This window comes from Pseudomonas sp. TNT3, from assembly GCF_010095445.2.
In the GTDB taxonomy this organism is placed as follows: domain Bacteria; phylum Pseudomonadota; class Gammaproteobacteria; order Pseudomonadales; family Pseudomonadaceae; genus Aquipseudomonas.
Genome location: NZ_WFGV02000064.1, coordinates 1 through 24003 on the forward strand (window position 1 = coordinate 1; position 24003 = coordinate 24003).

Consider the following 24003-nt stretch of genomic DNA (forward strand, 5'->3'; position numbering starts at 1 on the left):
GGGTGGCGCTGGAGCGGCGACAGGCGCGGCCGGTTGCGGCGGTGCTGGCGGTTTCTCAACCGCTTTGGGCGCCGGTTTTGGAACAGGCTTGGCGACCGGTTTCGGCTTGGGAATCGGTTTTGGCGGCGGCGGTTTTACCGCCAGTTCATCCTCCACCGGCGGCGGTGGCTCGACCACGGGCTGAACAGGCTCCGGTGGTGGAGGCTCGACCACCGGCGGTGCCGGTTGCGAAAACTCGATGGTCATCGGTGGTATTTCCGGCGGCACGATCGGCAACACGGCAGTCGGCTGTTGGTTGACCCAATAGATCACCGCACCGTGTACCAGCAGCGCCAGCACACCCAGCAGAATCGTTTCCCGGCGACTGAGAATGCCCTTGGGCGCACGCTGCAAACGCAGCTGCCCCAACGGCACGCGATGTACCCGGCCGAGGTCGACCAACTCGCCACCCGGCCCCTGGCGCCACAGCACCTCTTGTGCGCTGGCGGCGGTCTGGACATTACCCATTGATTTACTCCTGCGGTCTCTTTGCGAATAACCCGATAGGCCGGACCCGACATCCCCCGTACGACGTATCGATAGGTGAATCATTGGGCTAGACGCTTATCTCTGAAAGTAATCTTTAAGGTTATGGATAGACCGAAAACGAATATGAAAAATGTGCGATTCTCTGGGGCCCTTATCCTTCAAGGGGTCTGGCCATGAGGCTGACAACGCATGCTTTTGCGGCATGGAAATTATTCAAGGCAGGCATGGATTCCTGGGTGTTTTTGCACACGCAGTCTTCTGGCCACACGAGCCACCAATGCTTACGGTTCCGGCACATCGAAACAATGCTCTATCTATATTCAATACAGATCTAATAAATGTGAAGATGCCTCGTTGACGGAATAAGCGCTTGCATTTAAACCTCCAGCACTCCTCGTCGCAGATGCCTTCGAGCTATTCTCAGGATGCCGGAAAAGCATATGGATCTTCGCCAGTTGCGTTACTTCATCGCCCTCAACGAGCACCGCAGTTTTGTCCGCGCGGCCGACGCCATGGGCATTACTCAACCGGCGTTCAGCCGCAGTATTCAGGGGCTTGAGCAAGAGTTCGGCTGCGTGCTGGTGGACCGGGGCAACAAGGAGCTGCGCCCGACACCCGAGGGCCAGGTAGTGCTGCAACATGCGTTGACGCTGGTGCAGGGCGCCGCGCTGTTGAGTGCGCAAGTCACGCAGATGACCAAGCTCGACGCCGGCGAATTGCGTTTCGGCTGCGGCCCGGCGCCGGCGGTCAAGCTGGTGCCGGATGCGGTGGCGCAATTCATCAATGCTCACCCGAAAGTGCGCACCTGTTTCCAGGTGGATAACTGGGAAAAACTCAGCCGTGCGCTGAGCCGCGAGGAGATCGAATTCTTCATCGCGGACATCCGACATTTCGAAGCCGACCCCAACTTCCAGACTCAGGCACTGACGCCCAGGCGAGGGGTGTTCTTCTGCAGACCGGGTCATCCGTTGTTGGCGAAAGAAAGCCTGTCGACCAACGACATGTTCGACTACCCGCTGGCGACCACGCTGATCCCGCCGGGCGTTCGCAAGCTGTTGGCGAACCTCAGCGGGCGAACCGATTTTTCACCGAGCATCGAAACCGAGTATTTTCCGGCGCTGGTGAAGATCGTGCTGCAATCGAACGCCATTGGCGTGGGCACTCAGGAGGCGTTTGTCGAGGACATCGCCAAAGGGGCTTTGGTGCTGCTGCACTGGCGCAATCTGCCGCAGAACATTGAGACCATGCATGTACGGTGCGGGATTGTGAGTCGGACGGGATTTCGGTTGTCGCCGGCGGCGAGAGCGATGATTGAGACGTTGGTGGCGGTGGATAAGCAGGAGATGAGTGTTGCGATTTAGGATCGCTATCGCGAGCAGGCTCACTCCTACAGTGGATCTCGGTTGTGCACGGATTTTGTGTTCACCACAGACCCACTGTGGGAGCCAGCCTGCTGGCGATGAGGCCATCAGACCCGCACACCCTCCACGCCCTGCCCCTGAATTTCTTCCTTGCGAACAAACCGGTTCGCCCGCCCAAACGTCCCGAAATCATTAAACCGAACGCCCATCTCACGCATGACTTTATGCGCCACCGGCACGGTCATCTGGCGGATGTAAAACGGTTCCTTCACCACAAAATGGTGGATCCCGTGGCTGCTGCCAAAGTTGAAGCAGAACGCCTGCAACGGCCACATCCACCATGGGTTCAGCACCTGGGTCTGTTGAATCACATTGCCCGGTTCCACATCACCGTAGTAGTGCATGTTGGAACTGACGAAGTGCAAGCAGAACGTGCGCAGAACGTTCGGGCCGATGATCACGACGGCGGCGATATCGATCACCTGCATCACTGACAGCGTGGTCGCCGACCATTCAATCGGCGCCCCCAGCAGATGCGCGACACCGTTGGCGGCATGAAACCCGAGAAACACGTACCACGCGCCCCAGTGCATCAACGCCAGCGGTGCGTACACCTTCAGCATGCGTTTGATGATGCTGAATTTATGCGTCCAGGTTTTGGCCCGCAGCATGCGAATAAACGCCGACATGATGTTGTCGCCGATCATCAGGAATCGCGCAAAACCCCAAGGCTCGCCGTTGGTGATTGCCCGCTCCTCCATGTCGGCCTCCGTGCCGGACACCTTGTGGTGATTGAGGTGCAGATGGCGGCGGATCCACGGGTTGATCGTGCTTGGCCGCGCCAGCCAGACCAGGCCCATCATCAGGTTGTGCGGCACGCGTTTTTTGCGGAAGTACATGCTATGTATCAGGTCGTGCTCGAGCTCGTGGGTCAGGGACGCGAAGAACGCGTTGAGCAACAGGCACACCCACCAGGCCATGTAACCGTTGATATAGAGCGCCGCCGAACCGATCATGCCGGCCAGCGCGAACGCCAGAATGCCCGCGCCCAACGCGTCCTGATGGTTGAGAATCGGGTAGCGCTGACGCAGTTCGACGCCCTTGGCCAGCACCACTTCGCGAATATGCGCTGATCGTTGAGATGCATTCAGTCGCTGGGGACTTGCAGAAGTACGGTCCATGCTTCCATCCTCTGGTTATTGATGTTCGCATCCTGCCCTGCGGACCCTCGCAAGGTGGTAGCCGTGAACGCCAACCTGTTGACCGGAAGCGCCAATCAGCATGACTGAACCGACCTCCCTCGCCAGCTGGACCCGTGCCCTGCGCAAGCAACTCGATGCATTGGGGCTGGACAGCACTGCCCTGTGTCAACAGGCGGGGCTCGACCCGCAGTTGATGGACGACCCTAACGCCCGTTACCCGTTGTCAGGCACCACGCGCCTGTGGGAAATCGCTGTGCAGGTCAGCGGCGACCCGGCGATTGGCTTGCGGGTGTCGCGCTTTGTCAGCCCGACCACCTTTCACGCGCTCGGGTATGCGCTGGTGGCCAGCGGCAGTTTGCGCGAGGTGTTCGAACGTATCGTGCGCTATCACCAGGTGGTCAGCGACGCCCTTGAGCTCGAATTGACCCGCACCGAAGATCGCTATCGCTTTCGCCTGAAGATTCCGCCCGGCAATCCGGCGCCGGCGTATGAAGCCATCGACGCCTTCACCGCCATTTACGTGCGCACCTGCCGCAATCGCCTGGGGCGCGAATATGCTCCGCTGGCGGTGTACTTGAGGCGCCCGGAACCTGCGGACGCGCACCAATGGCACAAAGTCTTTCGCTCCCCGGTGTACTTTGCCGCGGACGAAGACCGCCTGGAATTTTCCCTGGTGGATTTCGACAGCCATCTGGACGATGCCAACCCGGAACTGGCCGAGCACAACGAAACTGTGCTCAAGCGCACCCTGGCGCAACTCAAACCGCTGACCTGGGAACGCAAGGTGCGCGACGCGATTGAAGAGCAGTTGCCCGAGGGCGAGCCCAGTGCCGAGCACATAGCCAAAGCCCTGCACCTGAGTTTGCGCAGCCTGCAGCGGCACCTGGCGGATGAAGGGTGTCGGTTCGATACGCTGCTCAATGAAAGCCGCGAGAACCTGGCGTTGCTGCATTTGCGGGACCCGCAATGCTCGCTGAGTGAAATCAGTTATTTGTTGGGGTTTGCGGACACGAGCAGTTTCAGTCGGGCGTTCAAGCGCTGGACAGGGATGACGCCGGGGCAGTTTCGGGATGGGTTGCGGTGACAGATCCGGGAGGTGGGTTGCCTGGACCGGCTTCATCGCGAGCAGGCTCGCTCCCACATTTGATCGTTAGCGAGCACAAAATAAGTGGCTGGCCGAGATCCCTGTGGGAGCGAGCCTGCTCGCGATGAGGCCAGCTCAACCACCGCAAAAATACTTATCGCCCTCGATCCCGCCGCAACAACTTGCGCACCCGAGCCACCAGCTCGCTCACGGTAAACGGCTTGAGCAGGTAATCGTCTTCATGCAGCTCCAGCCCGCGCAGGCGATCCTCGATGCCGTCCTTTGTGGTGAGAAACAGTACCGGCGTCGCGCCCAGCTTGCGGACCTGTTGCTGCAACTGCCAGCCGTTAAGCCCGGGGAGCATCACATCAAGGATGATCAAGTCGTATTCGCCGGACTCGATGAAGCGGCGACCGTCCATCCCGTTCAGCGCCACATCGACGGAATAACTGGCTTCGCCAAGGCCGTTGGCCAGGAGTTTGGCGGTCTCCGGCTCGTCTTCTACTAACAGCACACGCATGGCACACCTCGATTGTCGTCTGCACAGGCTAGGCGCCTTTGTGGACAAAGCCCACCTTTAAAAGATCGCCAATGCCCGCAACCGACCGGCGTCGAGAATCTCGATCTCGCCGTACTTCAGGTTCACGATCCCCTGCCCCTGCAAGTCCTTGAGGAGTTGATTGGTGGTCTGGCGCGATAACGACAACATGGAAGCCAGCTGGTCTTGCGGGAGCTGCAGTACGCGGCGTGGCGGATCGAGCTCGCCGTAGCTGTCGGCAATCATCAGCAAGCGGTGCGCCAGGCGTGCCGGTGCCGGCATCAGGCTCAGTTGTTCAAGGTTGATGAAGGTCAGGCGCAGCTTCTGGCTCATCAACAATGCCAGTTGCCGCCAGTACACCGGCTGTTCGTCGAGCAGGGCCAACAGCGCGGTTTGCGGGATGTGCAGCAGGGTGCATTCGCCTAGAGAAAACGCATCATGGGTCCGCGCCTGTCCATCGAACAGGCAGATTTCGCCGAACCAGTGAGGCTGCTCGACCAGACTCAGCAGTGCCTCCTTCCCCTGCTCGTTGACGGCGCCGATACGCACGGCGCCTTCGAGCACGGCGTACAACCCGCAGGGCGGATCACCGCGCTGGAACAACCGCTGCCCCGGCGACAAGCTTCGCAACCTGGCGGCGGACAGCAGACTATCCTGTAAGGACGCAGGTAGATGACTGAACCATTGGCCGCTCATCAGGCGCGAACGCCAGACCTGCATGTCCATGAAAACTCCTTGAGATTGTCGCCTGGCTGACAGAGCGAAAGATGAACCCGGGTCATGATCAAGCACCCTACAGGAGGAATAACAATGAAAAAAAGCCTGGTTGACCACCTCAGTCAATATGCCGCCTATCACCGCGATCCGAGAAACATCGCCAGTCACTTCATTGGCATTCCGTTGATTGTGGTCGCAGTGGCGGTATTGCTGTCCCGGCCGCAATGGGCGGGAGGCTGGCTGTCGCCGGCGGTACTGGTATCGCTGGCATCGGCCTGGTTCTACCTGCGCCTGGAACTGCGCCTCGGAGTCTTGATGACGGTGCTCCTCGGGCTGTGTGTCTGGGCCGGCCACGTGTTGGCGCAGCAAAGCACTCTGGTGTGGTTGAGCAGTGGCGTGGCGATGTTCGTGGTGGGCTGGGCGATTCAGTTCGTTGGCCATCACTACGAAGGACGCAAGCCGGCGTTTGTCGATGACGTGACGGGGCTGATTGTCGGGCCGCTGTTTGTGGTGGCCGAACTGGCATTTTTGCTGGGGATGCGACATGACCTGAAAGATCAGATCGAGGCGCGGGCGGGTGGGGTGCGTCTGCGTCAGAAAAACGCGGCGGCTTAGGCCGCTTTAAAAGATCGCAGCCTACGGCAGCTCCTACAGTTGATTGGTGTTGAACACAAAATCTGTGACCAACTGAAAACCCTGTAGGAGCTGCCGCAGGCTGCGATCTTTTGATCTTAAATGTTGGCGACTTTCTGCCAGACCTTCGGCTTGAAGAACAAGGTTTCGCCCTTCGCCAATCCGGTCAGGCTGTCGTGATCCTTGACCACTTCAGCTTCGATCAACTCGCTCTGGCCTTCGACCTTCAGTGTCACCCGGGTCGTTGCGCCCAACGGACGGATATCCCGCACTTCAGCCGCATGGTGATCTTCCAGTTCATGGCGCGACAGCGACACTTCGTGCGGACGGAACAACACGTGGTTGTCCTCGCCCAGGTGCAACCGGTTCGAATCGCCCAGGAAGTGATAAACGAAATCGCTGGCCGGGTTCTCGTAAACGTCGCCCGGTGAGCCGATCTGCTCGATCACACCCTTGTTCATCACCACGATGCGGTCGGCCACTTCCATGGCTTCTTCCTGGTCGTGGGTCACGAACACCGACGTCAGGTTGATGTCTTCGTGCAGGCGCGCCAACCAGCGACGCAGCTCTTTACGGACCTTGGCGTCAAGGGCGCCGAAAGGTTCGTCGAGCAGCAGCACTTTGGGCTCAACCGCCAGGGCGCGAGCCAACGCAATACGTTGGCGCTGACCACCGGAAAGCTGTTCCGGGTAACGATCGGACAGCCAGTCCAGCTGCACCATGTTCAGCAGTTCGTGAACCTTCACCGCGATCTGGCTTTCGCTTGGGCGCTGGTTTTTCGGTTTCATGCGCAGGCCGAACGCGACGTTGTCGAACACCGTCATGTGACGGAACAGCGCGTAGTGCTGGAACACGAAACCGACGTTGCGATCACGCACGTCGTGGCCCGAAACGTCCTCGCCGTGGAACACGATATTGCCCTGATCCGGCGTTTCCAGGCCGGCGATAATCCGCAGCAGCGTGGTCTTGCCGCAACCCGACGGACCAAGCAGCGCGACGAGTTCGCCGCTATGAATGTCCAGGCTGATGTTGTCCAGCGCCTTGAACGCATTGAAATTCTTGCTGACGTTACGCACTTCGATCGACATGAATTATTCCTCCGCGGCGCTGGCGCGCAGGCGGTTAATACGGTTTTCGCTCCACTGCTTCAGCAGCAGGATGAAGAGCGCCATGATCAGCAACAGGCTCGCTACCGCGAACGCGGCCACGTGGTTGTATTCGTTGTAGAGGATCTCGACGTGCAACGGCAAGGTGTTGGTCACCCCGCGAATGTGCCCGGAAACCACCGACACCGCACCGAACTCACCCATGGCCCGCGCGGTACACAGCACCACGCCATAAATCAGGCCCCATTTGATGTTGGGAACGGTGATGTGCCAGAACATCTGCCAGCCATTGGCACCGAGCAGGCGCGCGGCCTCTTCTTCCTGAGTGCCCTGTTCCTGCATCAGCGGGATCAGTTCACGCGCCACGAACGGCACAGTAACGAAGATCGTGGCCAATACGATGCCCGGCAAGGCGAAGACGATCTGGATATCGTGATCCTGCAACCACGGTCCGAACAGACCCTGGGCGCCGAACATCAACACATAGACCAGGCCCGCGATCACCGGCGATACCGAGAACGGCAGGTCGATCAGGGTGACCAGCATGCTCTTGCCGCGGAACGAGTACTTACTGACGCACCACGCCGCGCTGACACCGAACACCACATTCAAGGGCACCGAAATCGCGACGGCGATCAGCGTGAGCTTCAGTGCGGAAATCGCATCCGGCTCAAAGATCGCGGTGAAGAACGCGCCAATCCCGAGTTTCAGCCCTTGGGACACAACGATTACCAACGGCAGCAGCAGGAAGAGTGCAAAAACCAGCCAGCCAAGGCCGATCAGGATGCGGCGTGAACTGGCGCTGCCACGGCGGGCAGCGTTGGAGGAAGCAGCAGCAATAGACGATTGGGACATGTGTGCGCCTCCTTATGGGGTTTCGATGCGCCGCTGCAGCAAGTTGATCAGCAGCAACAGGACAAAGGAAACCACCAGCATCAGTACGCCAATGGACGTGGCGCCGGTGTAATCGTACTGGTCGAGTTTGACCATGATCAGCAACGGCAGAATCTCGGTTTTCATCGGCATGTTACCCGCGATGAAAATCACCGAACCGTACTCGCCAACCCCGCGAGCAAAGGCCAGCGCGAACCCTGTCAGCCAAGCGGGCAAGAGTGCGGGCACGAGGATATGGCGGAAAACCTGTAACGGTTTGGCACCCAGGCACGCCGCCGCTTCTTCCACTTCACGCGGGATATCGGCCAATACTGGCTGTACTGTACGTACCACGAATGGAAGCGTCACAAACGTCAGTGCGAGCGTGATGCCGATGGGGGTGTAGGCGATCTTGAACCCCAGGTCCGCCGCAAACTGGCCAACCCAGCCATTCGGCGCGTACAGCGCGGTCAACGCGATACCGGCCACAGCAGTGGGCAATGCGAAGGGCAGATCGATCATCGCATCGATGATCTTGCGACCCGGGAAGGTGTAGCGCACCAGCACCCAGGCCAACAGCGTGCCGATGACGCCGTTGATGATCGCGGCATACAGCGCGGTGCCGAAGCTGAGCTTCATTGCCGCCAGCACGCGAGGCGCCGAAATGATTGCCCAGAACTGATCCCAGGTAAGTTGAGCGGCATGGATGAACATCGCCGCCAGCGGAATAAGCACAATCAGGCTGAGGTACACCAAGGTGTAGCCCAGCGTCAGCCCGAAGCCGGGTATGACGGGGGAGATACGACGCGACATAAAAGTCCCTGGTTGAGAACGCACAAAGCCCCGACGGTAAAATCGGGGCTCATTTATGACCTATTAGAGATTACTGCGCCTGATAAATCTGGTCGAACACGCCACCATCATTAAAGAATTTCGGTTGCGCTGTTTTCCAGCCGCCGAAGTCCTTGTCGATGGTCACCAGATCAAGCGTCGGGAACTGCTTGGCGTACTTGGCGGCCACGTCCTTGTCACGTGGACGATAGAAGTTCTTCGCCGCGATCTCCTGCCCGGCCGGGCTGTACAGGTGCTTGAGATAGGCTTCGGCGATCTGCTCGTTACCCTTTTTCTCGGCGTTTTTGTCGACTACAGCGACGGGAGGCTCAGCGAGGATCGACAGCGAAGGCACGACGATCTCGAACTTGTCGGCCCCGCCGTCTTCTTTCAGCGCCAGGAACGCCTCGTTTTCCCAGGCCAGCAACACGTCACCCTGACCGTTGTTGACGAAGGTAATGGTCGAACCGCGAGCACCGGTGTCCAGCACTGGAACGTGCTTGAACAAGGTCTGTACGTATTCTTTGGCCTTGGCTTCATTGCCGCCGTTGGCTTTCAGGCCATAGGCCCAGGCTGCGAGGAAGTTCCAGCGTGCGCCGCCGGAGGTTTTCGGGTTAGGGGTGATGACCGATACGTCGTTCTTGACCAGATCGCCCCAGTCCTTGATGCCTTTAGGGTTGCCCTTGCGCACCAGAAACACGATGGTCGAGGTGTAGGGCGTGCTCGCTTCCGGCAGACGCTTCTGCCAATCGGCTGGCAGGGATTTGCCGAGCTTGGCGATTTCGTCGATGTCGCCGGCCAGTGCCAGGGTCACTACGTCAGCACGCAGCCCGTCGATCACAGCGCGGCCTTGCTTGCCGGAACCACCGTGGGATTGCTGGATTTTCACGTTGTCGCCGGCGTGATCTGCCTGCCAGAACCTGACGAATTCGGCGTTGTAGTCCTGATACAGCTCACGGGTCGGGTCGTACGACACGTTGAGCAGTTCATAGTCCTTGGCAACCGCGGAGCCAGCAAAAAGGGCACTGGCCAGGGCGGCCAAAGCGAAATGACGAATCGACGACATGGTGAAAGCTCCTGGAATTCTGAAATGTGTTGGCTTTTTCTTATGGGTTTCTGGAATCGCGGTGCCGTTCAAAGATCGCAGCCTTCGGCAGCTCCTACAGGGGCAATGTGTCTATCTGTGGGTGCTGCCGCAGGCTGCGAACTTTTGATCTTCTGCGTCAGCTCGGTTTGTTGCCCGGCTGCTGCAAACGGAATTTTTCCTTGCGTTCGATCTGCACGACTTGAGCGTTGTGCACGGTGATTTCCACCGCTCCGAAACGCAGGTCACGCAGTGCGCTCTGGATCTCGCGCAAGATGGTTGCTTCGTCCTGGCCGTCAACGCTACGTAGGGATGCGCTCATGGTGCTGCTCCTTCGACTGAGAGGTTGCCTGGCAGTGGCGGTACTGCTTGCGGCGTGAGGCCAATAGTAGATAGGTGCTGATATTCTTAAAAAGACTATTTAAGAATGTTTATATAACCAGAAGTGATTATTTGAGGGGGCGAGGGTTTGCGTGAGGCAACAGGGAGAAAAAGATCAAAAGATCGCAGCCTGCGGCAGCTCCTACGGGGCCTGCGTTCCATGCAGGAGCTGCGATCTAACGGATGACAGGCACGTGAGTCCACTCCAGGCTTTCCGCCGGCACGGGCCGTCCAAACCAATAGCCCTGCCCCAGATCGCAATCGTGATCGACGAGGAAAACCGCTTGTTCGACTTGTTCGATCCCTTCGGCGTGCACCTGCATGCCCATGCTCTGGGCCAGCGCAATGATCACCCGCACGATAGCTCCATCGTCCTCATCCCAAGGCAATCCGGCGACGAAGCCCTGATCGATTTTCAGCTTCTGCACCGGCAGGCGCTTGAGCCGCAGCAGCGACGAGTACCCGGTACCGAAGTCATCGATGGCCAACCGCACGCCCAGCTCGCGTAATCGATGCATCTGTTCCAGCGCGACTTCCGGGTCGTCCATGACGGCGCTTTCAGTGACTTCGATCTCCAGATAGGCGGGGTCCAACCCGGTGTCGCGCAACACTTGCGCCACCTGCTGATACAGCTCGCGGCGAGCGAACAGGCGTGAAGACACATTCACTGCGACAAACGACAACGCCACGCCCGCCTGCTGCCACTCACACATCTGCTGACAGGCTTCACGCATGACCCAGGCATCGATTTCGGCGATCAGCCCGGTGCGCTCGGCAATGGGGATGAACTCCGCAGGGGACACCAGCCCGCGCTGTGGGTGCTCCCAGCGCACCAGTGCCTCGACGCCAACCAGGCGACGGGTCTTGAAGTCGTAAACCGGCTGGTAATACACCCGCAACTCTTTCTGCTCCAGTGCACGGCGCAATTCGAACGCGGTCTCGACCCGCTGTTGGGCCTGGGCGGTGAGCTCTTCGGTGTAGAGGGCGTAGTTGTCGCGACCGGCGCTTTTGGCCTTGAACAGCGCCGAATCGGCATTGTGCAGTAATTGCTCGGCACTCAAGGCGTCGCCAGGGAACAGACTGATCCCGACGCTGGCGTTGATAAAAAGCTGATTGCCGTCGAGATGGAACGGCTCCTTGAGGCCATCCAGGATTTTTTGCGCGAGTGCGGCAGCGTGAACCAATTGCGGACAGCTTTCGGCGAGTACGGCAAATTCGTCACCCCCCAGTCTCGCCAACGTGATTCCCGGCCCGAACATCGCTCGCAAGCGGTCAGCCACGGCCTTGAGCAACTGGTCGCCCATGGTATGACCGAGGCTGTCGTTGATCATTTTGAAGTGATCCAGATCGATCAGCAGCAAGGCGCAACCGCGCTTATGAGTTTGCGCCGAAGCCAGGGCCTGCTCGGCGCGGTCGGTGAACAACAGGCGATTGGGCAGGTCGGTCAGGGGATCGTGGTGGGCCAGGTGTGTGAGCTCGTGCTCGGAGTTCTTGATCGCACTGATGTCGGAAAACACCGCCACGTACTGACTCACTTGGCCTTGGTCGTCACGAAGGATGCGAATGGTCTGCCATTGCGGATAAATTTCGCCACTTTTTCGGCGGTTCCAGATCTCGCCGCTCCACTCGTCGTTGCTGCTGAGGGTCCCGAACATCGCCTGGTAGAACGCCGGTGGATGACGACCGGATTTGAACAGGCTGGGTGGCTGGCCCATCACTTCTTCACGCTGGTAGCCGGTGATGTCCATGAAGGCACGGTTCACATGAACGATCAGCCCTTTGTCATTGGTGACCAGCACGCCTTCACGCGTGCAATCGAATACCGCAGCGGCTTGTCGCAAATGCTCGCGCTCGGCAAGCCGCTCGCGCAGTTGCACATCGATCCCCAGACAACGGAACAATCGCGCCCGGGCAAAGAAAATCAACCCGGCACTGAGCACAACCCAGGCGTAACCGTTGATCAGTTGCCACTGCAGGCGTTCGGTGGAGCTATCGAAGAAACTGTTTAATAAATAACCACTGAACCCCAGCCAGACAACAGACAGCAACAGGTAAAGCAGCGCTGCACGCAAGGCATCGCGAGTGGTGGCAGACATTCGACCGTCCATGTCCCTACAAAAGGGTTCGAATTATAGAGCAAAGACACATTCAGCCACTCTTATCTGAAAGGGCGACTGGTTTTATCTGTGAGCTTAGTGATAATGCATCGGCTATTTTTTTATTTATCGAGGGCCCTACAGCCTATGTGGTACGAAGGTTTTCTTGGCTTGTCGCCCTGGTCACTGGTGGCAGTCACCCTGCTGATGACCCACGTCACAATCATCGGCGTCACGGTCTATCTGCACCGCTATTCAGCCCATCGCTCCCTGGAGCTCAATGCCGGCCTGAAACATTTCTTCCGCTTCTGGCTGTGGCTGACCACGGCGCAGAACACCCGCGAGTGGACAGCTATCCACCGCAAGCACCACGCCAAATGCGAAACCGTCGATGACCCGCACAGCCCGGTCGTCAAAGGTTTGTCCACCGTGCTTCGCAAAGGCGCCGAACTGTACCGCGCCGAAGCGGAAAACCCCGAGACCTTGCGCATCTACGGCAAGAACTGCCCGGAAGACTGGATCGAGCGCAACCTGTACAGCCGCTTCCCGCTCTTGGGTGTGGCGATCATGGGCGTGATCGACCTGCTGCTGTTCGGCACCATCGGCATCACCATCTGGGCCATCCAGATGATGTGGATCCCGGTCTGGGCTGCCGGCGTGGTCAATGGCCTGGGCCATGCCATTGGCTACCGCAATTTCGAATGCCGCGACGCAGCGACCAACCTCGTACCGTGGGGCATCCTGATCGGCGGTGAAGAGTTGCACAACAACCATCACACCTACCCCAACTCGGCAAAACTGTCCGTGAAGAAGTGGGAATTCGATCTCGGCTGGGCCTGGATTCAAGTCTTCAGCTTCCTGCGCCTGGCCAAGGTCCAGCGGGTCGCACCGATTGCCCACCGCGTTGAAGGTAAAGGCAATCTGGACATGGACACTGCGATGGCGATTCTCAACAACCGCTTCCAGATCATGGCCCAGTACCGCAAGTTGGTGATCGCACCACTGGTCAAGCAAGAGCTCGAAAGAGCCGATCATTCGGTCCGTCACCAGTTCCATCGGGCCAAACGCCTGCTCTCGCGGGAAACCAGCCTGCTGGATGACAAACACCACGTGCGCATCCAGAACATGCTCGAGCACAGTCAGGCGCTGAAGGTCATCTACGAGAAACGCCTGGCTTTGCAGCAGATCTGGGTCAAGACCAGCTCAAACGGTCATGACATGCTGGCCGCCATCAAGGACTGGATCCACGAAGCCGAAGCCAGCGGAATCCATTCCCTGCGCGACTTCGCCAACCAGCTGAAAACCTACTCCCTGCGGCCAACCACTGCCTGACCGCTGCGAATAGGGCGACGCGTTTTTATCGAGAACGCGTCGCCATTACCGCCCGGCGGGAGCCACTCTCTCTCCTGCGCAACCCGGGAACTAACCTCCAAATCCCCTATCTCACAAACACTTCGCCACCCTGGCGGGCTTCGTTGTGGCCGCTGTCGACTCGCGGCACGCTTTGAGATTTGTGTCGATGGTCGATAAAAAACTACAAGACTCATCCGCTCCCCAGTGGCCCGAGGCCGCGCAAACACTCATGGCACTGATGCGTGCCCGAGGCGAAGTCGCCCGGCTTAGCGAGCGCGAACAGCTGCTCAATTCCCTGCTCGTGAGCGTCAATGCCGTGCTCTGGGCGTTCAATTGGGAAACCCGTCAGGTGCTCTACGTCAGCCCTGCCTACGAACGAATATCTGGTCGTTCCACCGACCTGCTGCTGTCGGACTATCACCAGTGGCGTGACAGCGTTTACCCCGACGATCTGGAGCATGCCGAGCGCAGCCTGGCCGAAGTGCTCGAAAAAGGCGCCGTTGAAGACCGTGAGTATCGAATCATCACCGCCGATGGCCAGGTGCGCTGGCTGAGTGACAAGTGCTTCATGAACCGTCAGGCCGAGCCAGGGCAGCCCGTGATCATTGTCGGCATTGCCGAAGACATTACGGAAAAGAAGCAGCTGGAAACCGAACTTCAGCGCCTGGCCACCACCGACGAATTAACGGAAAGCAGCAACCGCCGGTACTTTTTCGAATGCGCTAACCGCGAGTTCGAAAAGGCACGGGAGCAAGGCACCCCGCTGTCGTTCCTGATGCTGGACATCGATGACTTCAAAGCCGTTAACGACACCTACGGCCATCAGGAAGGCGATAACGTGCTGCAACGTATCGCCGAGTGCGGTCGCGCGGCCTTACGCCGTGGGGACGTGTTCGGGCGCATTGGCGGAGAAGAGTTCGCGGCCGTATTTCCCGGCTGCGAACCAGCGGTGGCGTTGCTGGTAGCCGAGCGTCTGCAACGGGAGATTCAACAGCTGAATTTCAGCCACGACGATCAAACTTTCGGCATCACCATCAGCCAGGGGCTGACCAGCCTGATGGCCGAAGATGAAAGCCTCGACGACCTGTATGCGCGGTCAGATGCGGCGATGTATGAGGCGAAGCGACAGGGTAAGAACCGGATAATCACCGGCTGACTGCACCCACACAAAACCTGCAGATACTGTGTAGGAGCTGTCGAGTGAAACGAGGCTGCGATCTTTTGATCTTGCCTTTAAAAGCGAAGATCAAAAGATCGCAGCCTCGTTTCACTCGACAGCTCCTACAGGGGATTTCCAGTGCGAACTACTTTTTGCGCAACCGCATCAATTCCGGCAGCCCTATCTTCAGCAAGCGCGCCGTCCGGCTCTTGGCCAGTGCCTCAAGCCCCTCGTGCTCGCCCAGCCGCGCCAGTTGCGCCGCCATGTTCATCACCAGCGCTTCGCGCGAGTAAACCCCGCCACCGAACTGGTAGACCGCCGCAATCAGCTCACGCAGCTCCAATGGCAGACGCCAGCGGGTTCGCAATGCCGATCCGTAGGCCGCCCCGAATTCAGCCAGCGCCTCGCCAACCTCCTCCAGGTCATCCAGCGCGCCGCCAGACTGCTTCCATTCCTGCAGGCACCGTAGTAACGCCAGATCACCCAGGCGATGCAGCATGCCGGCGCAATAACAGCGCTCCTGATCCAGGTCCAGCAACCGCGCCAGGGTCCGTGCGTATTCAGCGGTGTGCAGCGACAGCTCCCAATAGCGCTCGGCGTAGTCCGCCAGACACGGATCACTGAGCCGGGCGCTTCGCTTGAGGGCCAACCCCAGAATCAGGTTCATGCTTTGTCCGGTACCAAGACGATGCAGTGCTTCAAGCAGGGTCTGCACGGGTGCGCCTTTGTGCTGGGCGGCGCTGTTGGCGGCAGCGATCAACACGGCGGTGACTTGCGGATCCGTTCTGGTTTCGTCGTGCAGCGCCGTCAGATCGAGACCCGTGGGATTGAGGCTGCGTTTGACTGCCAATTCCACGTCGGTCATCAAAGGCGCGCCATCGGCCTGCTCACGACGGCGCTCCAGGTACACCGACAAGGTCATGCCCGGCGCCAGTGTCGGTGCTTCGCACAAGACTTCTTCACCCACGTTCAACAGAAACGCCTGCAGACGCTGGGTCAGGCTCTCCATGTTCAGGGGCTTGGTCAGATACGCCGAGGGTGCCAAAGGCAACGCCTCGCGCACGCTGACGCTGTCATTACGGTTGCTCATCAGAATGAACGGCAGCGGCGGATTGCGTTTACGCTGGCGAATACTGCGCAAGACATTCAAACCATCGACGCCGGGCAGCTCCCAATCGGCAATCACCAGGTCGTAAGGGTTCTGCGACAACAGGTGCAGCGCTTCCTGACCGTTAGCGCACAGGTCCAGCCGTGCGTCGCACCGAACATTCAACAACACCTGCTTGAGCAGATCGCGGGACCAGGGATCGGCCTCGGCAATTAGCACACGCGGTGCCGCAGGCAAAACTACAACAGTCATCTGTACGCTCCGAAGACGATGCTCGCACCTTAGTTCAATGCTGGCCATTCGATACAGCACGATGTCATTCACGGACACAAAAAAACCCGCCAAAGCGGGTTTTTTTGTTGATCAGCTCACACTTTCATACGAGCACTTTAGATCAAAGCTCCGAGAAGCACTCTTCGATGATTGCCAGACCTTTGTCCAATTGCTCGTCGGGCGAGGTCAGCGGTACGAGTACACGCAGAACGTTGCCGTAAGTACCGCAGGACAGCAGGATCAGGCCCTTGTCGCGCGCCTTGGCCACAACCGATGCCACAGCAGCGGCGTTCGGCTTGTGGCTGTCGCCATCAACGAACAGCTCGACGGCGATCATTGCGCCCAAGGCACGAACTTCACCGATCACCGGGTACTTGGCCTGGATAGCTTTAAGGCCAGTCACCAGACGCTCGCCGACTGCCTTGCAGCGATCCAGCAGTTGCTCTTCTTCGAACACTTCCATCACGGCCAGGGCCGCGGCGCAAGCGATCGGGCTACCGGCGTAGGTGCCGCCCAGGCCGCCTGGAGCAATGGCGTCCATGTATTCGGCCTTGCCGCACACACCGGCGAGCGGGAAGCCGCCAGCGATGGATTTGGCGAAGGTGGTCAGGTCAGCGCTAACGCCCATCTGCTCCATCGCGAAGAAGGTGCCAGTACGGCCAGCGCCGGTCTGTACTTCGTCAGCGATCAACAGGATGCCGTGCTGGTCGCACAGGGCGCGCAGACGCTTCATGAACTCTTTAGGCGCGACGTAGAAACCGCCTTCGCCCTGAACCGGCTCGATGATGATCGCAGCGATATCACGCGGCTCGGCGTCGTTCTTGAAGATGCGTTCGATGCTGGCGATCGAATCGTCGACGCTCACACCGTGCAGTTCGTTCGGGTACAACGCGCGGAACACGCCGCCAGGCATCAAACCCATGCCAGCCGAGTAAGGGACGACTTTACCGGTCAGGCCCAGGGTCATCATGGTGCGACCGTGGTACGCGCCAGTGAAGGCGATCACGCCAGCACGGCCAGTGGCGGCACGGGCGATCTTCACAGCGTTTTCTACCGCTTCGGAACCGGTGGTGACCAACAGGGTTTTCTTGTCGAAATCACCTGGCACCTTGGCGTTGATTTTCTCGCACAGCTCTACATACGGTTCGTACGCCAACACCTGGAAGCAGGTGTGAGTCAGCTTGTTCAGCTGCTCAGTCACGGCGGCGATGATTTTAGGGTGCACGTGGCCGGTGTTCAGCACGGCGATACCGCCGGCGAAGTCGATGAACTCGCGACCTTCAACGTCGGTCACGGTGGCGTTCTTCGCGGACTCGGCGAAGATCGGGTGAATCTGGCCAACACCACGCGGTACAGCGGCTTCGCGGCGTTTCATCAAAGAAGCGTTAGTCTTGCTCATACATTCCTCATTCGCCGCTCATCGGTCGGCGTAGCTCAAGGATAAAGCGGCGGGGAGGCAACTACGGCAGCATGCGATGATCGACTGCCACAGCTTTCCCGGCCACCGAGAAAATTTCGGTTGAAACGCGCAAAGGAGCAGCGCTCTCGTGCCCTTTGCGCTTACTGCAGTTCCCGTCTTCCGAGCTTAGATGCCCAGGCAGAGGTATTTGATTTCCAGGTAATCTTCGATGCCGTACTTGGAGCCTTCACGGCCCAGGCCCGACGCCTTGATGCCGCCGAACGGCGCGACTTCGTTGGAGATCAACCCGGTGTTGACGCCGACCATGCCGTATTCCAGGGCTTCAGCCACACGGAACACACGACCCAGGTCACGGGCATAGAAGTACGACGCCAGACCAAACTCGGTGTCGTTCGACATCGCGATCACGTCGGCTTCGTCTTTGAAACGGAACAGCGGCGCCAACGGACCAAAGGTTTCTTCCTTGGCCACGGCTGCGTTGTTTGGCACGTTGGTCAGGATGGTCGGTTCGAAGAAGTTGCCTTCCATGCTCTTGCCACCGGACAGCACGGTCGCGCCTTTGCTGACGGCATCAGCGATGTGCTCTTGCACCTTGGCGACGGCTTTTTCGTCGATCAGCGGACCCGTGGTGGTGCCGTCTTCCAGACCGTTGCCGATCTTGAGTTTGGACACAGCCACTTTCAGCTTCTCGGCAAACGCGTCGTAGACCGAATCCTGGATGTACAAACGGTTGGCGCAGACGCAGGTCTGGCCATTGTTGCGGTATTTGGAAATGATCGCGCCTTCAACGGCCTTATCCAGGTCGGCGTCGTCGAACACGATGAACGGCGCGTTACCGCCCAGTTCCAGGGACACTTTCTTGATGTCCTTGGCGCATTCAGCCATCAGCTGACGACCGATTTCGGTCGAACCAGTGAAGGACAGTTTGCGCACGATCGGGTTGCTGGTCAGCTCGCTGCCGATGTCGCCGGCGCTGCCGGACACAACACTGAACACACCGGCAGGAATGCCGGCACGCTGAGCCAGTTCAGCCAACGCGAACGCGGAGAACGGGGTTTGCGAAGCAGGCTTGAGCACCATGGTGCAACCCGCGGCGAGTGCCGGGCCGGCTTTACGGGTGATCATCGCGGCCGGGAAGTTCCACGGCGTAATAGCAGCGGTCACACCGATTGGCTGCTTGATCACGATCAGGCGCTTGTCGGGTTGGTGACCAGGAATCACATCACCGTAGATGCGCTTGGCTTCTTCAGCGAACCACTCGATAAAGGAAGCGGCGTAAACGATCTCGCCCTTGGCTTCGGCCAATGGCTTGCCTTGCTCCAGTGTCATCAAGCGAGCCAGGTCATCCTGGTTCTCGATGATCAGTTCGAACCAGCGACGCAGCTTGTTCGCGCGATCCTTGGCGGTCAGTGCACGCCAGGCCGGCAGCGCTTTATCAGCGGCTTCGATTGCACGACGGGTTTCAGCAGCGCCCATTTTTGGCACAGTGCCCAGAATTTCGCCCGTTGCCGGGTTATTGACCTTGATCGTCTGACCATTGTCCGCATCAACCCAAGCGCCATCGATGAAGGCTTGCTGGCGGAACAACTGGGTGTCTTTAAGCTGCATGTCGGCTTTCCTTAACAGCACCGCGACCAGCGCGGAGCGAATTATGATTGTAGAAAGGCGCCTTGGAGGCTGCCGTCAGGGAAATCATTCACCGGGCTGAAGCACATAAATAGCGCACTGATCGAACTCGTGCGGTTCAGCACCCAGACAAGAGCGTTTGAAATCTCAAACGAATCCTAGGATCAAAGGGGGTAAAGGACAATAGGTTGTTCGAAAAAAAGAACGAAAACGCCATATTCGCCTGTTTTTTCTGATCAACGTAGCGAACAGCCGTTCAGCGCGCGAAAAACGCAGGCGATTCAGCAGCATGGACGCGTGCAGTGCATATGAGTATCATGGCGCCCGCTTGCACCAGTAGCTCAGCTGGATAGAGTACTGCCCTCCGAAGGCAGTGGTCGTGGGTTCGAATCCCGCCTGGTGCACCATATAGTAGAAACGAAAAAGCCTCAGGCCTTAGGGTCTGGGGCTTTTTTGTGGGTGTCGTCGCGTCCTGAATAATAATTTCACCTTTTTCAAGGCTGGGCGGTGTTTCCTATGAACCGCGTTGCTTCGCTTCGATGCCCTCAAAAAGCATTTCAAGCTCGTCAAATACGGTTGCGGCAGCAACAGCGGGGCGAGGATCATCACGGCTTGCTGCAATAGCCATAACTACTTCGTCGGCCTGAACCGGGTCAAAAACCTGCTGCAAACACTGACCAGCTGAGCGGCTATGGCCAGGAACTGCAACAAACTGCGAATTCGGTTTTTTTCATTCAGTCGTCCAATCAAACTCGTCATATTCCTCATCATCGCCCTCCTCCTCTTCGAACACCTCGTCATCAAGGTCATCCGCCAGAAGGGCCTGTTCCTTTTCCTGCGCCAACAGAAACTCTTTGCGACTCTCAGTCACTGCTCGCCGTAATTCCTCACCCTTGACCGGGCAGTTGAGCATTTGGGCGATGCGGTCGATTTTTTTCGCCATGGCTTCCTCCAACGCATCGGCTATAGGCCGATAGTGCGCGCTTTCGGGTCTCGTTGCCAAATGGTCGACCGCCCCAGCCACTTAGTGTTTCTGCAGTTCCTTGAGTCGAGGGGCGAGGTTTTCCTTGGGAAAGCGTTTGTGCAATGTCGTCATCAGGTCGTCGGCTGCTTTGGTTTGACCGGCCTTTTGCAGGCGAATCACTTCACGTAATTGGTCGTCGATAAACTTCGACGGAGCCGCCGCGGATCTTTTGCTGACCTTCGCTTCATCCGCCATTTCAGCATGGACCGATTCGCTCTGGGCCGGGGCGGCAAAATCGGCCATGGGTGCTGCAGGTGCAGGCGCGGGCTTCGCGCCGGCCGGGGCAGCCATTGAGCGGGCAAGTGATGCCGGCGCTTCTGCGGATTCTTTCTTGGCCGCAAAAGACGAGGTTTTGGGTGCCGGGGTGGAATCGTAGGTTGGCGCGTGCTCGGGCGTGCGTTGGACCAGCGCCAGCATCAGCGCGACGCCGACCAGGCTGGCGAAGGCCACTTGCCAACGGGGTTTTTGGCAGGCTTGGACCCAGCGTTGCCAAACAGAGGGTTTCGGCGTGGGCGTTTCACGGTGTGCAGCGGACAGGATGAAGGCATCCAGATGCGCGGATGGCTCGCCGCTGGCGTGTTCTCGAAAGTGCTTCACCACTTCCTCTTCCGGTGTAGGACGGGCGTCAGTCATGTCAGTACCTCCTCGGCCAGCAGCCGACGCAGTTTTTGCTGGGCGTAACGCAAGCGGCTTTTAACGGTTTCCAGCGGGGTTTCGGTAAGGGTGGCGATCTGCGGCAAGTCGAGATCGCCGTGTGCGCGCAGCAGGAAGACTTCGCGCTGGTCCGCGGGCAAGGTGTGCAGCGCGTTTTCCAGGCGTTGGCTGTCGCGGCTCAGGCTCAGCAGTTGCTCGGGGTCGGCAGAGTCGTCGCTCAAGGCATGCACCTGTTCGTCATAGCTGTCGTGCAACGGGTTGCGGATGCCGTGTTTACGCCAATGATCAATCAGTCGGTTGCGGGCGATCTGATACAGCCATGTACGAAAATTCGCCCGACCTTGTGGCTGACTGGTGCTGCGGATCAGGCTGAGCCAGGTGTCTTGATAAACCTCTTCGGCCAGCTCGGATTTGCCGCTGAGCCCGAGCAGGAACCGATAAAGCCCCTGTCGATGACGGGCGTACAAGATCTCGAACGCCGGCCCGTCACCCGAGCGATATTGGGCCAGCAGCGATTCGTCGCTCGGTTCGGATGCAGACATGTCAGTGGTTGCCTCCTATCTGCGCCTGCTGGCCCGTGGTAGCGGGAAGTTGAAGGCTCTGCGCCAGTTCCACCAACTGCACGAATTCCGCGCGCAGGCCAAAACGGTCATCCCCCCTGGCACCCCGCGCCAGCGCCTCGGTATCCTTCAAGCTGAAAGTGCCGGTGTAACGTCCATCCTTGAGCTGTTGAGAAAACGCCGCCACGGCCGCCGCGAATCGCAAGTCGTCGCTGGCTTTGCCCTCCGAGCCCGCCGCAATCGGCCGCTCGATCAGGCGACTGTTCCCACCTTCCGGCAACTGATATCGCACACGCAGCATCGCCAATTCATCTGAACTCCCGGACTTGGCGACGGTGGAGTCGCCATAACGCAACGGCTCAAGCCAACCCTTCTCACCCTTCGGAACAATTTCATACAAGGCCGTCACCGTATGCCCTGCACCGATCTCACCGGCATCGACCTTGTCATTGCTGAAATCCTCACGCTTCAACGCGCGATTCTCATAACCCAACAGCCGATATTCGCTGACTTGCGCCGGATTGAACTCCACTTGCAGCTTCACGTTTTTTGCCACGACGGCGAGGGTCGAGCCGAGCTGATCCACCAGCACTTTGCGCGCCTCGCGCAGGTTATCGATGTAGGCATAGTTCCCATCGCCGGCATCGGCCAGTTGCTCCATCAAGTGCTCATTGTAGTTATCCACACCAAAACCCAAGGTGGTCAGGGAGACTCCCGTTTTGCGTTTATCCACAGCCATTTGTTTGAGACTGTCGAAGTCGCTGACACCGACGTTGAAGTCACCGTCCGTGGCCAGCAGGATGCGGTTGATGCCTTTGGGGATGAAGGCCTGTTGCGCCAATTGATAGGCCAGCTCGATGCCGGACGCGCCAGCCGTCGAACCGCCCGCCGACAATTGATCGATGGCTGTGCGAATTTTCGCTTTTTCCCGTCCGGAAGTTGGTTCCAGCACCACCCGGGATTCGCCGGCATACACCACCAGCGACACGCGATCCTGTTCGCGCAACTGGTCGACCAGCAATTTCAGGGTGCTTTTAACCAGCGGCAAACCTTCGCGGCGGTCCATGGAGCCCGATACATCGACCAGAAACACCAGGTTCGCCGGGGCCAGCTCCGCCACCGCGCGGTCCGACGCTTTGATACCGATCCGCAACAAACGCGTCTGCGGGTTCCACGGCGAGGGTGCCAGTTCGGTGGTCACGCCAAAGGGCGAGCCGTCCGTGGGCAGGGCGTAATCGTAGGGAAAGTAATTGACCATTTCTTCGAGACGCACCGCGCCTTCGGGTGGCAGCCGCCCCTGATTGAGCAAGCGGCGGACGTTGGCATAAGCGCCAGTATCGACGTCGGCGCTGAAGGTCGACACCGGTGCCTGGGCAACACTGTGGATCGGGTTATCAGCAAGATTTTCATACTGCTCGCGCTGCTCATCCTGGTAGCCCGATGGGGGCGCTTCAGGCATCGGTGCAAACGGTGCCGCGCGCACAGCGCGCTTGGCCATTGCGGCGTCACCCAGCGCCAGCGCCTCTGTCTTCAGCTCGGCTTGAGCCGGCGCCGACACGGAAACACGCGCCGGTTCCGTTTTGGACGAAGCGCCACATCCGGCAATCGACAGCAATAAGCCGGCGGCGAAACCCTGGGCGGCCGGGCGAAGGAAATGCAGAGGAAGGGACATGGGGGCTGACCTCAGGAGAATAATGATCCATTCATCCTCTGAGACGGGCAGCCCGGTCAGTTCGGGTTAAGTCATCCGAAAAAAACTTCAGCGGTGATAACGCCGCACCACGCTGCTGTTCCTGAGCACATGACCTTTGATTTTTTCCAGCAGTTGCACACGCGTCAGGCCGGCGGGCAAGGCATCCGGAGCGAGGTCCAGGGCATAGAGCTGGATGATGTAGTGATGCGCGCTGTCGCCGATCGGCGGGCAAGGACCGACATAGGTCGTGCTGCCTTTGCTGTTGGTGCCACCCACGCCTTCGAGGCCAGGCTTGGCGCCTGTACCCGCAGCGATTTGATGGGTGTTGGCCTTGATCCCGTAATGCACCCAGTGATCGACGCCCTGGCCTTTCTGACCATCCGGGTCGTGCATGACGATCGCATAGCTGAGCGTGCCTGGTGGGCCGGCGTTCCAGTTCAGCGCTGGAGAAAGATTGTGACCGCCACACCCTTCGGCATCGCTGGCGGCGGCAGCCGTGAAGAGTCGATCGTCGGTGACACCTGGAATGTTCAGGGTGAAACGCTCCTGGGCCTGTGCCGGAAACTGCACGCAGAAGGCGACTGCAAGGGCCGCCAGCCAAGGGGACAGAGAGGTCAATCGGGTCATTCCGGAGCACCTTGTGCGGATGGGGCCGTCGTCGGCTTGCGCACTATAGCTGTACCGTTCATGCCGTGGCAG

At 59.0% G+C, this 24003-nt stretch carries 22 protein-coding genes, 1 tRNA gene and 1 pseudogene; 6 read left to right on the forward strand and 18 right to left on the reverse strand.

The features are described from left to right. Nucleotides 1-507: pseudogene (locus tag GBC55_RS25910) on the reverse strand (energy transducer TonB); the annotation flags it as partial. Between the two features lie 461 nt (nucleotides 508-968). Here GBC55_RS25910 and GBC55_RS25915 point away from each other — a divergent pair. Beyond that, nucleotides 969-1889: a LysR family transcriptional regulator gene (locus tag GBC55_RS25915; protein ID WP_162440337.1), complete on the forward strand. Its 921-nt coding sequence runs from the start codon at nucleotides 969-971 to the stop codon at nucleotides 1887-1889. A 107-nt stretch (nucleotides 1890-1996) separates the two neighbouring features. Here the strand turns inward: GBC55_RS25915 and GBC55_RS25920 are convergent, their stop codons facing one another. Further along, on the reverse strand, nucleotides 1997-3070 hold the full coding sequence (locus tag GBC55_RS25920) for a fatty acid desaturase (protein WP_162440338.1): 1074 nt from the start codon (nucleotides 3068-3070) through the stop codon (nucleotides 1997-1999). A 100-nt stretch (nucleotides 3071-3170) separates the two neighbouring features. Between GBC55_RS25920 and GBC55_RS25925 the strand changes: the two genes are divergently transcribed. After that, nucleotides 3171-4175 (forward strand): AraC family transcriptional regulator, encoded by a 1005-nt coding sequence (locus GBC55_RS25925; RefSeq protein ID WP_162440339.1) that lies wholly within the window; start codon nucleotides 3171-3173, stop codon nucleotides 4173-4175. A gap of 154 nt (nucleotides 4176-4329) precedes the next feature. On the opposite strand, the gene GBC55_RS25930 is transcribed toward GBC55_RS25925, so the two are convergent. Together GBC55_RS25930 and GBC55_RS25935 are read right to left on the reverse strand one after the other, a co-directional pair. Next, a complete protein-coding gene (locus tag GBC55_RS25930) occupies nucleotides 4330-4695 on the reverse strand; it encodes a response regulator (protein ID WP_162440340.1) in 366 nt (121 codons plus the stop codon). Nucleotides 4696-4752: 57 nt separating this feature from the next. Continuing rightward, nucleotides 4753-5439 (reverse strand): Crp/Fnr family transcriptional regulator, encoded by a 687-nt coding sequence (locus GBC55_RS25935; RefSeq protein ID WP_162440341.1) that lies wholly within the window; start codon nucleotides 5437-5439, stop codon nucleotides 4753-4755. A gap of 84 nt (nucleotides 5440-5523) precedes the next feature. Here GBC55_RS25935 and GBC55_RS25940 point away from each other — a divergent pair, with 84 nt between their 5' ends. Continuing rightward, a complete protein-coding gene (locus tag GBC55_RS25940; protein WP_162440342.1) occupies nucleotides 5524-6045 on the forward strand; it encodes an Mpo1-like protein in 522 nt (173 codons plus the stop codon). Nucleotides 6046-6161: 116 nt separating this feature from the next. On the opposite strand, the gene GBC55_RS25945 is transcribed toward GBC55_RS25940, so the two are convergent. From GBC55_RS25945 to dibA, 6 genes are all read right to left on the reverse strand, one after another. After that, nucleotides 6162-7151: a sulfate ABC transporter ATP-binding protein gene (locus GBC55_RS25945; protein WP_162440343.1), complete on the reverse strand. Its 990-nt coding sequence runs from the start codon at nucleotides 7149-7151 to the stop codon at nucleotides 6162-6164. Between the two features lie 3 nt (nucleotides 7152-7154). After that, nucleotides 7155-8024 (reverse strand): sulfate ABC transporter permease subunit CysW, encoded by an 870-nt coding sequence (gene cysW / locus GBC55_RS25950; RefSeq protein ID WP_162440344.1) that lies wholly within the window; start codon nucleotides 8022-8024, stop codon nucleotides 7155-7157. 12 nt (nucleotides 8025-8036) lie between these two features. After that, on the reverse strand, nucleotides 8037-8855 hold the full coding sequence (gene cysT, locus GBC55_RS25955) for a sulfate ABC transporter permease subunit CysT (RefSeq protein WP_162440345.1): 819 nt from the start codon (nucleotides 8853-8855) through the stop codon (nucleotides 8037-8039). A gap of 70 nt (nucleotides 8856-8925) precedes the next feature. After that, nucleotides 8926-9939 (reverse strand): sulfate ABC transporter substrate-binding protein, encoded by a 1014-nt coding sequence (locus GBC55_RS25960; RefSeq protein ID WP_162440346.1) that lies wholly within the window; start codon nucleotides 9937-9939, stop codon nucleotides 8926-8928. A gap of 157 nt (nucleotides 9940-10096) precedes the next feature. Then, entirely contained in the window at nucleotides 10097-10279 is a 183-nt protein-coding gene (oscA, locus tag GBC55_RS25965) for a sulfur starvation response protein OscA (protein WP_022643503.1), read from the reverse strand. 235 nt (nucleotides 10280-10514) lie between these two features. After that, nucleotides 10515-12434 (reverse strand): phosphodiesterase DibA, encoded by a 1920-nt coding sequence (gene dibA / locus GBC55_RS25970; RefSeq protein ID WP_162440347.1) that lies wholly within the window; start codon nucleotides 12432-12434, stop codon nucleotides 10515-10517. 147 nt (nucleotides 12435-12581) lie between these two features. Between dibA and desA the strand changes: the two genes are divergently transcribed. Both desA and GBC55_RS25980 read left to right on the forward strand, forming a co-directional pair. After that, a complete protein-coding gene (gene desA / locus GBC55_RS25975; protein WP_162440348.1) occupies nucleotides 12582-13766 on the forward strand; it encodes a delta-9 fatty acid desaturase DesA in 1185 nt (394 codons plus the stop codon). Between the two features lie 187 nt (nucleotides 13767-13953). Next, nucleotides 13954-14943, forward strand: a complete 990-nt coding sequence (locus tag GBC55_RS25980) for a sensor domain-containing diguanylate cyclase (RefSeq protein ID WP_162440349.1) — start codon at nucleotides 13954-13956, stop codon at nucleotides 14941-14943. Between the two features lie 148 nt (nucleotides 14944-15091). Here GBC55_RS25980 and GBC55_RS25985 read toward each other — a convergent pair whose 3' ends face one another. The 3 genes from GBC55_RS25985 to gabD all read right to left on the reverse strand — a co-directional run bounded on the left by GBC55_RS25985 (nucleotide 15092) and on the right by gabD (nucleotide 19355). Further along, a complete protein-coding gene (locus GBC55_RS25985) occupies nucleotides 15092-16306 on the reverse strand; it encodes an HDOD domain-containing protein (RefSeq protein WP_162440350.1) in 1215 nt (404 codons plus the stop codon). A gap of 142 nt (nucleotides 16307-16448) precedes the next feature. Further along, nucleotides 16449-17726, reverse strand: a complete 1278-nt coding sequence (gene gabT, locus GBC55_RS25990; protein ID WP_162440351.1) for a 4-aminobutyrate--2-oxoglutarate transaminase — start codon at nucleotides 17724-17726, stop codon at nucleotides 16449-16451. A 186-nt stretch (nucleotides 17727-17912) separates the two neighbouring features. After that, on the reverse strand, nucleotides 17913-19355 hold the full coding sequence (gene gabD / locus GBC55_RS25995) for an NADP-dependent succinate-semialdehyde dehydrogenase (protein ID WP_162440352.1): 1443 nt from the start codon (nucleotides 19353-19355) through the stop codon (nucleotides 17913-17915). A gap of 348 nt (nucleotides 19356-19703) precedes the next feature. Here gabD and GBC55_RS26000 point away from each other — a divergent pair. Continuing rightward, a tRNA-Arg gene (locus GBC55_RS26000) sits at nucleotides 19704-19780 on the forward strand. Between the two features lie 323 nt (nucleotides 19781-20103). Here the strand turns inward: GBC55_RS26000 and GBC55_RS26005 are convergent. The 5 genes from GBC55_RS26005 to GBC55_RS26025 all read right to left on the reverse strand — a co-directional run bounded on the left by GBC55_RS26005 (nucleotide 20104) and on the right by GBC55_RS26025 (nucleotide 23931). Beyond that, nucleotides 20104-20376, reverse strand: coding sequence for a hypothetical protein (locus tag GBC55_RS26005; RefSeq protein ID WP_235992873.1), 273 nt, complete (start codon nucleotides 20374-20376; stop codon nucleotides 20104-20106). 21 nt (nucleotides 20377-20397) lie between these two features. After that, a complete protein-coding gene (locus GBC55_RS26010; RefSeq protein ID WP_162440354.1) occupies nucleotides 20398-21030 on the reverse strand; it encodes a hypothetical protein in 633 nt (210 codons plus the stop codon). Then, nucleotides 21027-21593 carry an RNA polymerase sigma factor gene (locus tag GBC55_RS26015; protein WP_162440355.1) on the reverse strand — a complete coding sequence of 189 codons (567 nt, stop codon included), beginning with the start codon at nucleotides 21591-21593 and terminating at the stop codon, nucleotides 21027-21029. The genes GBC55_RS26010 and GBC55_RS26015 overlap by 4 nt, the downstream gene beginning before the upstream one ends. A 1-nt stretch (nucleotide 21594) precedes the next feature. After that, complete coding sequence (locus GBC55_RS26020; RefSeq protein WP_162440356.1) at nucleotides 21595-23283, reverse strand: VWA domain-containing protein; 1689 nt, start codon at nucleotides 23281-23283, stop codon at nucleotides 21595-21597. A gap of 87 nt (nucleotides 23284-23370) precedes the next feature. Continuing rightward, nucleotides 23371-23931, reverse strand: a complete 561-nt coding sequence (locus GBC55_RS26025; protein ID WP_162440357.1) for a YbhB/YbcL family Raf kinase inhibitor-like protein — start codon at nucleotides 23929-23931, stop codon at nucleotides 23371-23373. Between the last annotated feature and the right edge of the window lie 72 nt (nucleotides 23932-24003).

Excerpts from the sequence above, each read along its gene's own strand:
- GBC55_RS25985 (WP_162440350.1), bottom strand. The coding sequence starts at position 16,306 with ATGACTGTTGTAGTTTTGCCTGCGGCACCGCGTGTGCTAATTGCCGAG.
- GBC55_RS25945 (WP_162440343.1), bottom strand. The coding sequence starts at position 7,151 with ATGTCGATCGAAGTGCGTAACGTCAGCAAGAATTTCAATGCGTTCAAG.
- GBC55_RS26020 (WP_162440356.1), bottom strand. The coding sequence starts at position 23,283 with ATGTCCCTTCCTCTGCATTTCCTTCGCCCGGCCGCCCAGGGTTTCGCC.
- oscA (WP_022643503.1), bottom strand. The coding sequence starts at position 10,279 with ATGAGCGCATCCCTACGTAGCGTTGACGGCCAGGACGAAGCAACCATC.
- GBC55_RS26015 (WP_162440355.1), bottom strand. The coding sequence starts at position 21,593 with ATGTCTGCATCCGAACCGAGCGACGAATCGCTGCTGGCCCAATATCGC.
- GBC55_RS25925 (WP_162440339.1), top strand. The coding sequence starts at position 3,171 with ATGACTGAACCGACCTCCCTCGCCAGCTGGACCCGTGCCCTGCGCAAG.
- GBC55_RS25915 (WP_162440337.1), top strand. The coding sequence starts at position 969 with ATGGATCTTCGCCAGTTGCGTTACTTCATCGCCCTCAACGAGCACCGC.
- gabT (WP_162440351.1), bottom strand. The coding sequence starts at position 17,726 with ATGAGCAAGACTAACGCTTCTTTGATGAAACGCCGCGAAGCCGCTGTA.
- desA (WP_162440348.1), top strand. The coding sequence starts at position 12,582 with ATGTGGTACGAAGGTTTTCTTGGCTTGTCGCCCTGGTCACTGGTGGCA.
- gabD (WP_162440352.1), bottom strand. The coding sequence starts at position 19,355 with ATGCAGCTTAAAGACACCCAGTTGTTCCGCCAGCAAGCCTTCATCGAT.
- GBC55_RS25940 (WP_162440342.1), top strand. The coding sequence starts at position 5,524 with ATGAAAAAAAGCCTGGTTGACCACCTCAGTCAATATGCCGCCTATCAC.
- GBC55_RS25930 (WP_162440340.1), bottom strand. The coding sequence starts at position 4,695 with ATGCGTGTGCTGTTAGTAGAAGACGAGCCGGAGACCGCCAAACTCCTG.
- GBC55_RS25960 (WP_162440346.1), bottom strand. The coding sequence starts at position 9,939 with ATGTCGTCGATTCGTCATTTCGCTTTGGCCGCCCTGGCCAGTGCCCTT.
- dibA (WP_162440347.1), bottom strand. The coding sequence starts at position 12,434 with ATGTCTGCCACCACTCGCGATGCCTTGCGTGCAGCGCTGCTTTACCTG.
- GBC55_RS26025 (WP_162440357.1), bottom strand. The coding sequence starts at position 23,931 with ATGACCCGATTGACCTCTCTGTCCCCTTGGCTGGCGGCCCTTGCAGTC.
- cysW (WP_162440344.1), bottom strand. The coding sequence starts at position 8,024 with ATGTCCCAATCGTCTATTGCTGCTGCTTCCTCCAACGCTGCCCGCCGT.
- cysT (WP_162440345.1), bottom strand. The coding sequence starts at position 8,855 with ATGTCGCGTCGTATCTCCCCCGTCATACCCGGCTTCGGGCTGACGCTG.
- GBC55_RS25980 (WP_162440349.1), top strand. The coding sequence starts at position 13,954 with ATGGTCGATAAAAAACTACAAGACTCATCCGCTCCCCAGTGGCCCGAG.
- GBC55_RS25935 (WP_162440341.1), bottom strand. The coding sequence starts at position 5,439 with ATGGACATGCAGGTCTGGCGTTCGCGCCTGATGAGCGGCCAATGGTTC.
- GBC55_RS26010 (WP_162440354.1), bottom strand. The coding sequence starts at position 21,030 with ATGACTGACGCCCGTCCTACACCGGAAGAGGAAGTGGTGAAGCACTTT.
- GBC55_RS25920 (WP_162440338.1), bottom strand. The coding sequence starts at position 3,070 with ATGGACCGTACTTCTGCAAGTCCCCAGCGACTGAATGCATCTCAACGA.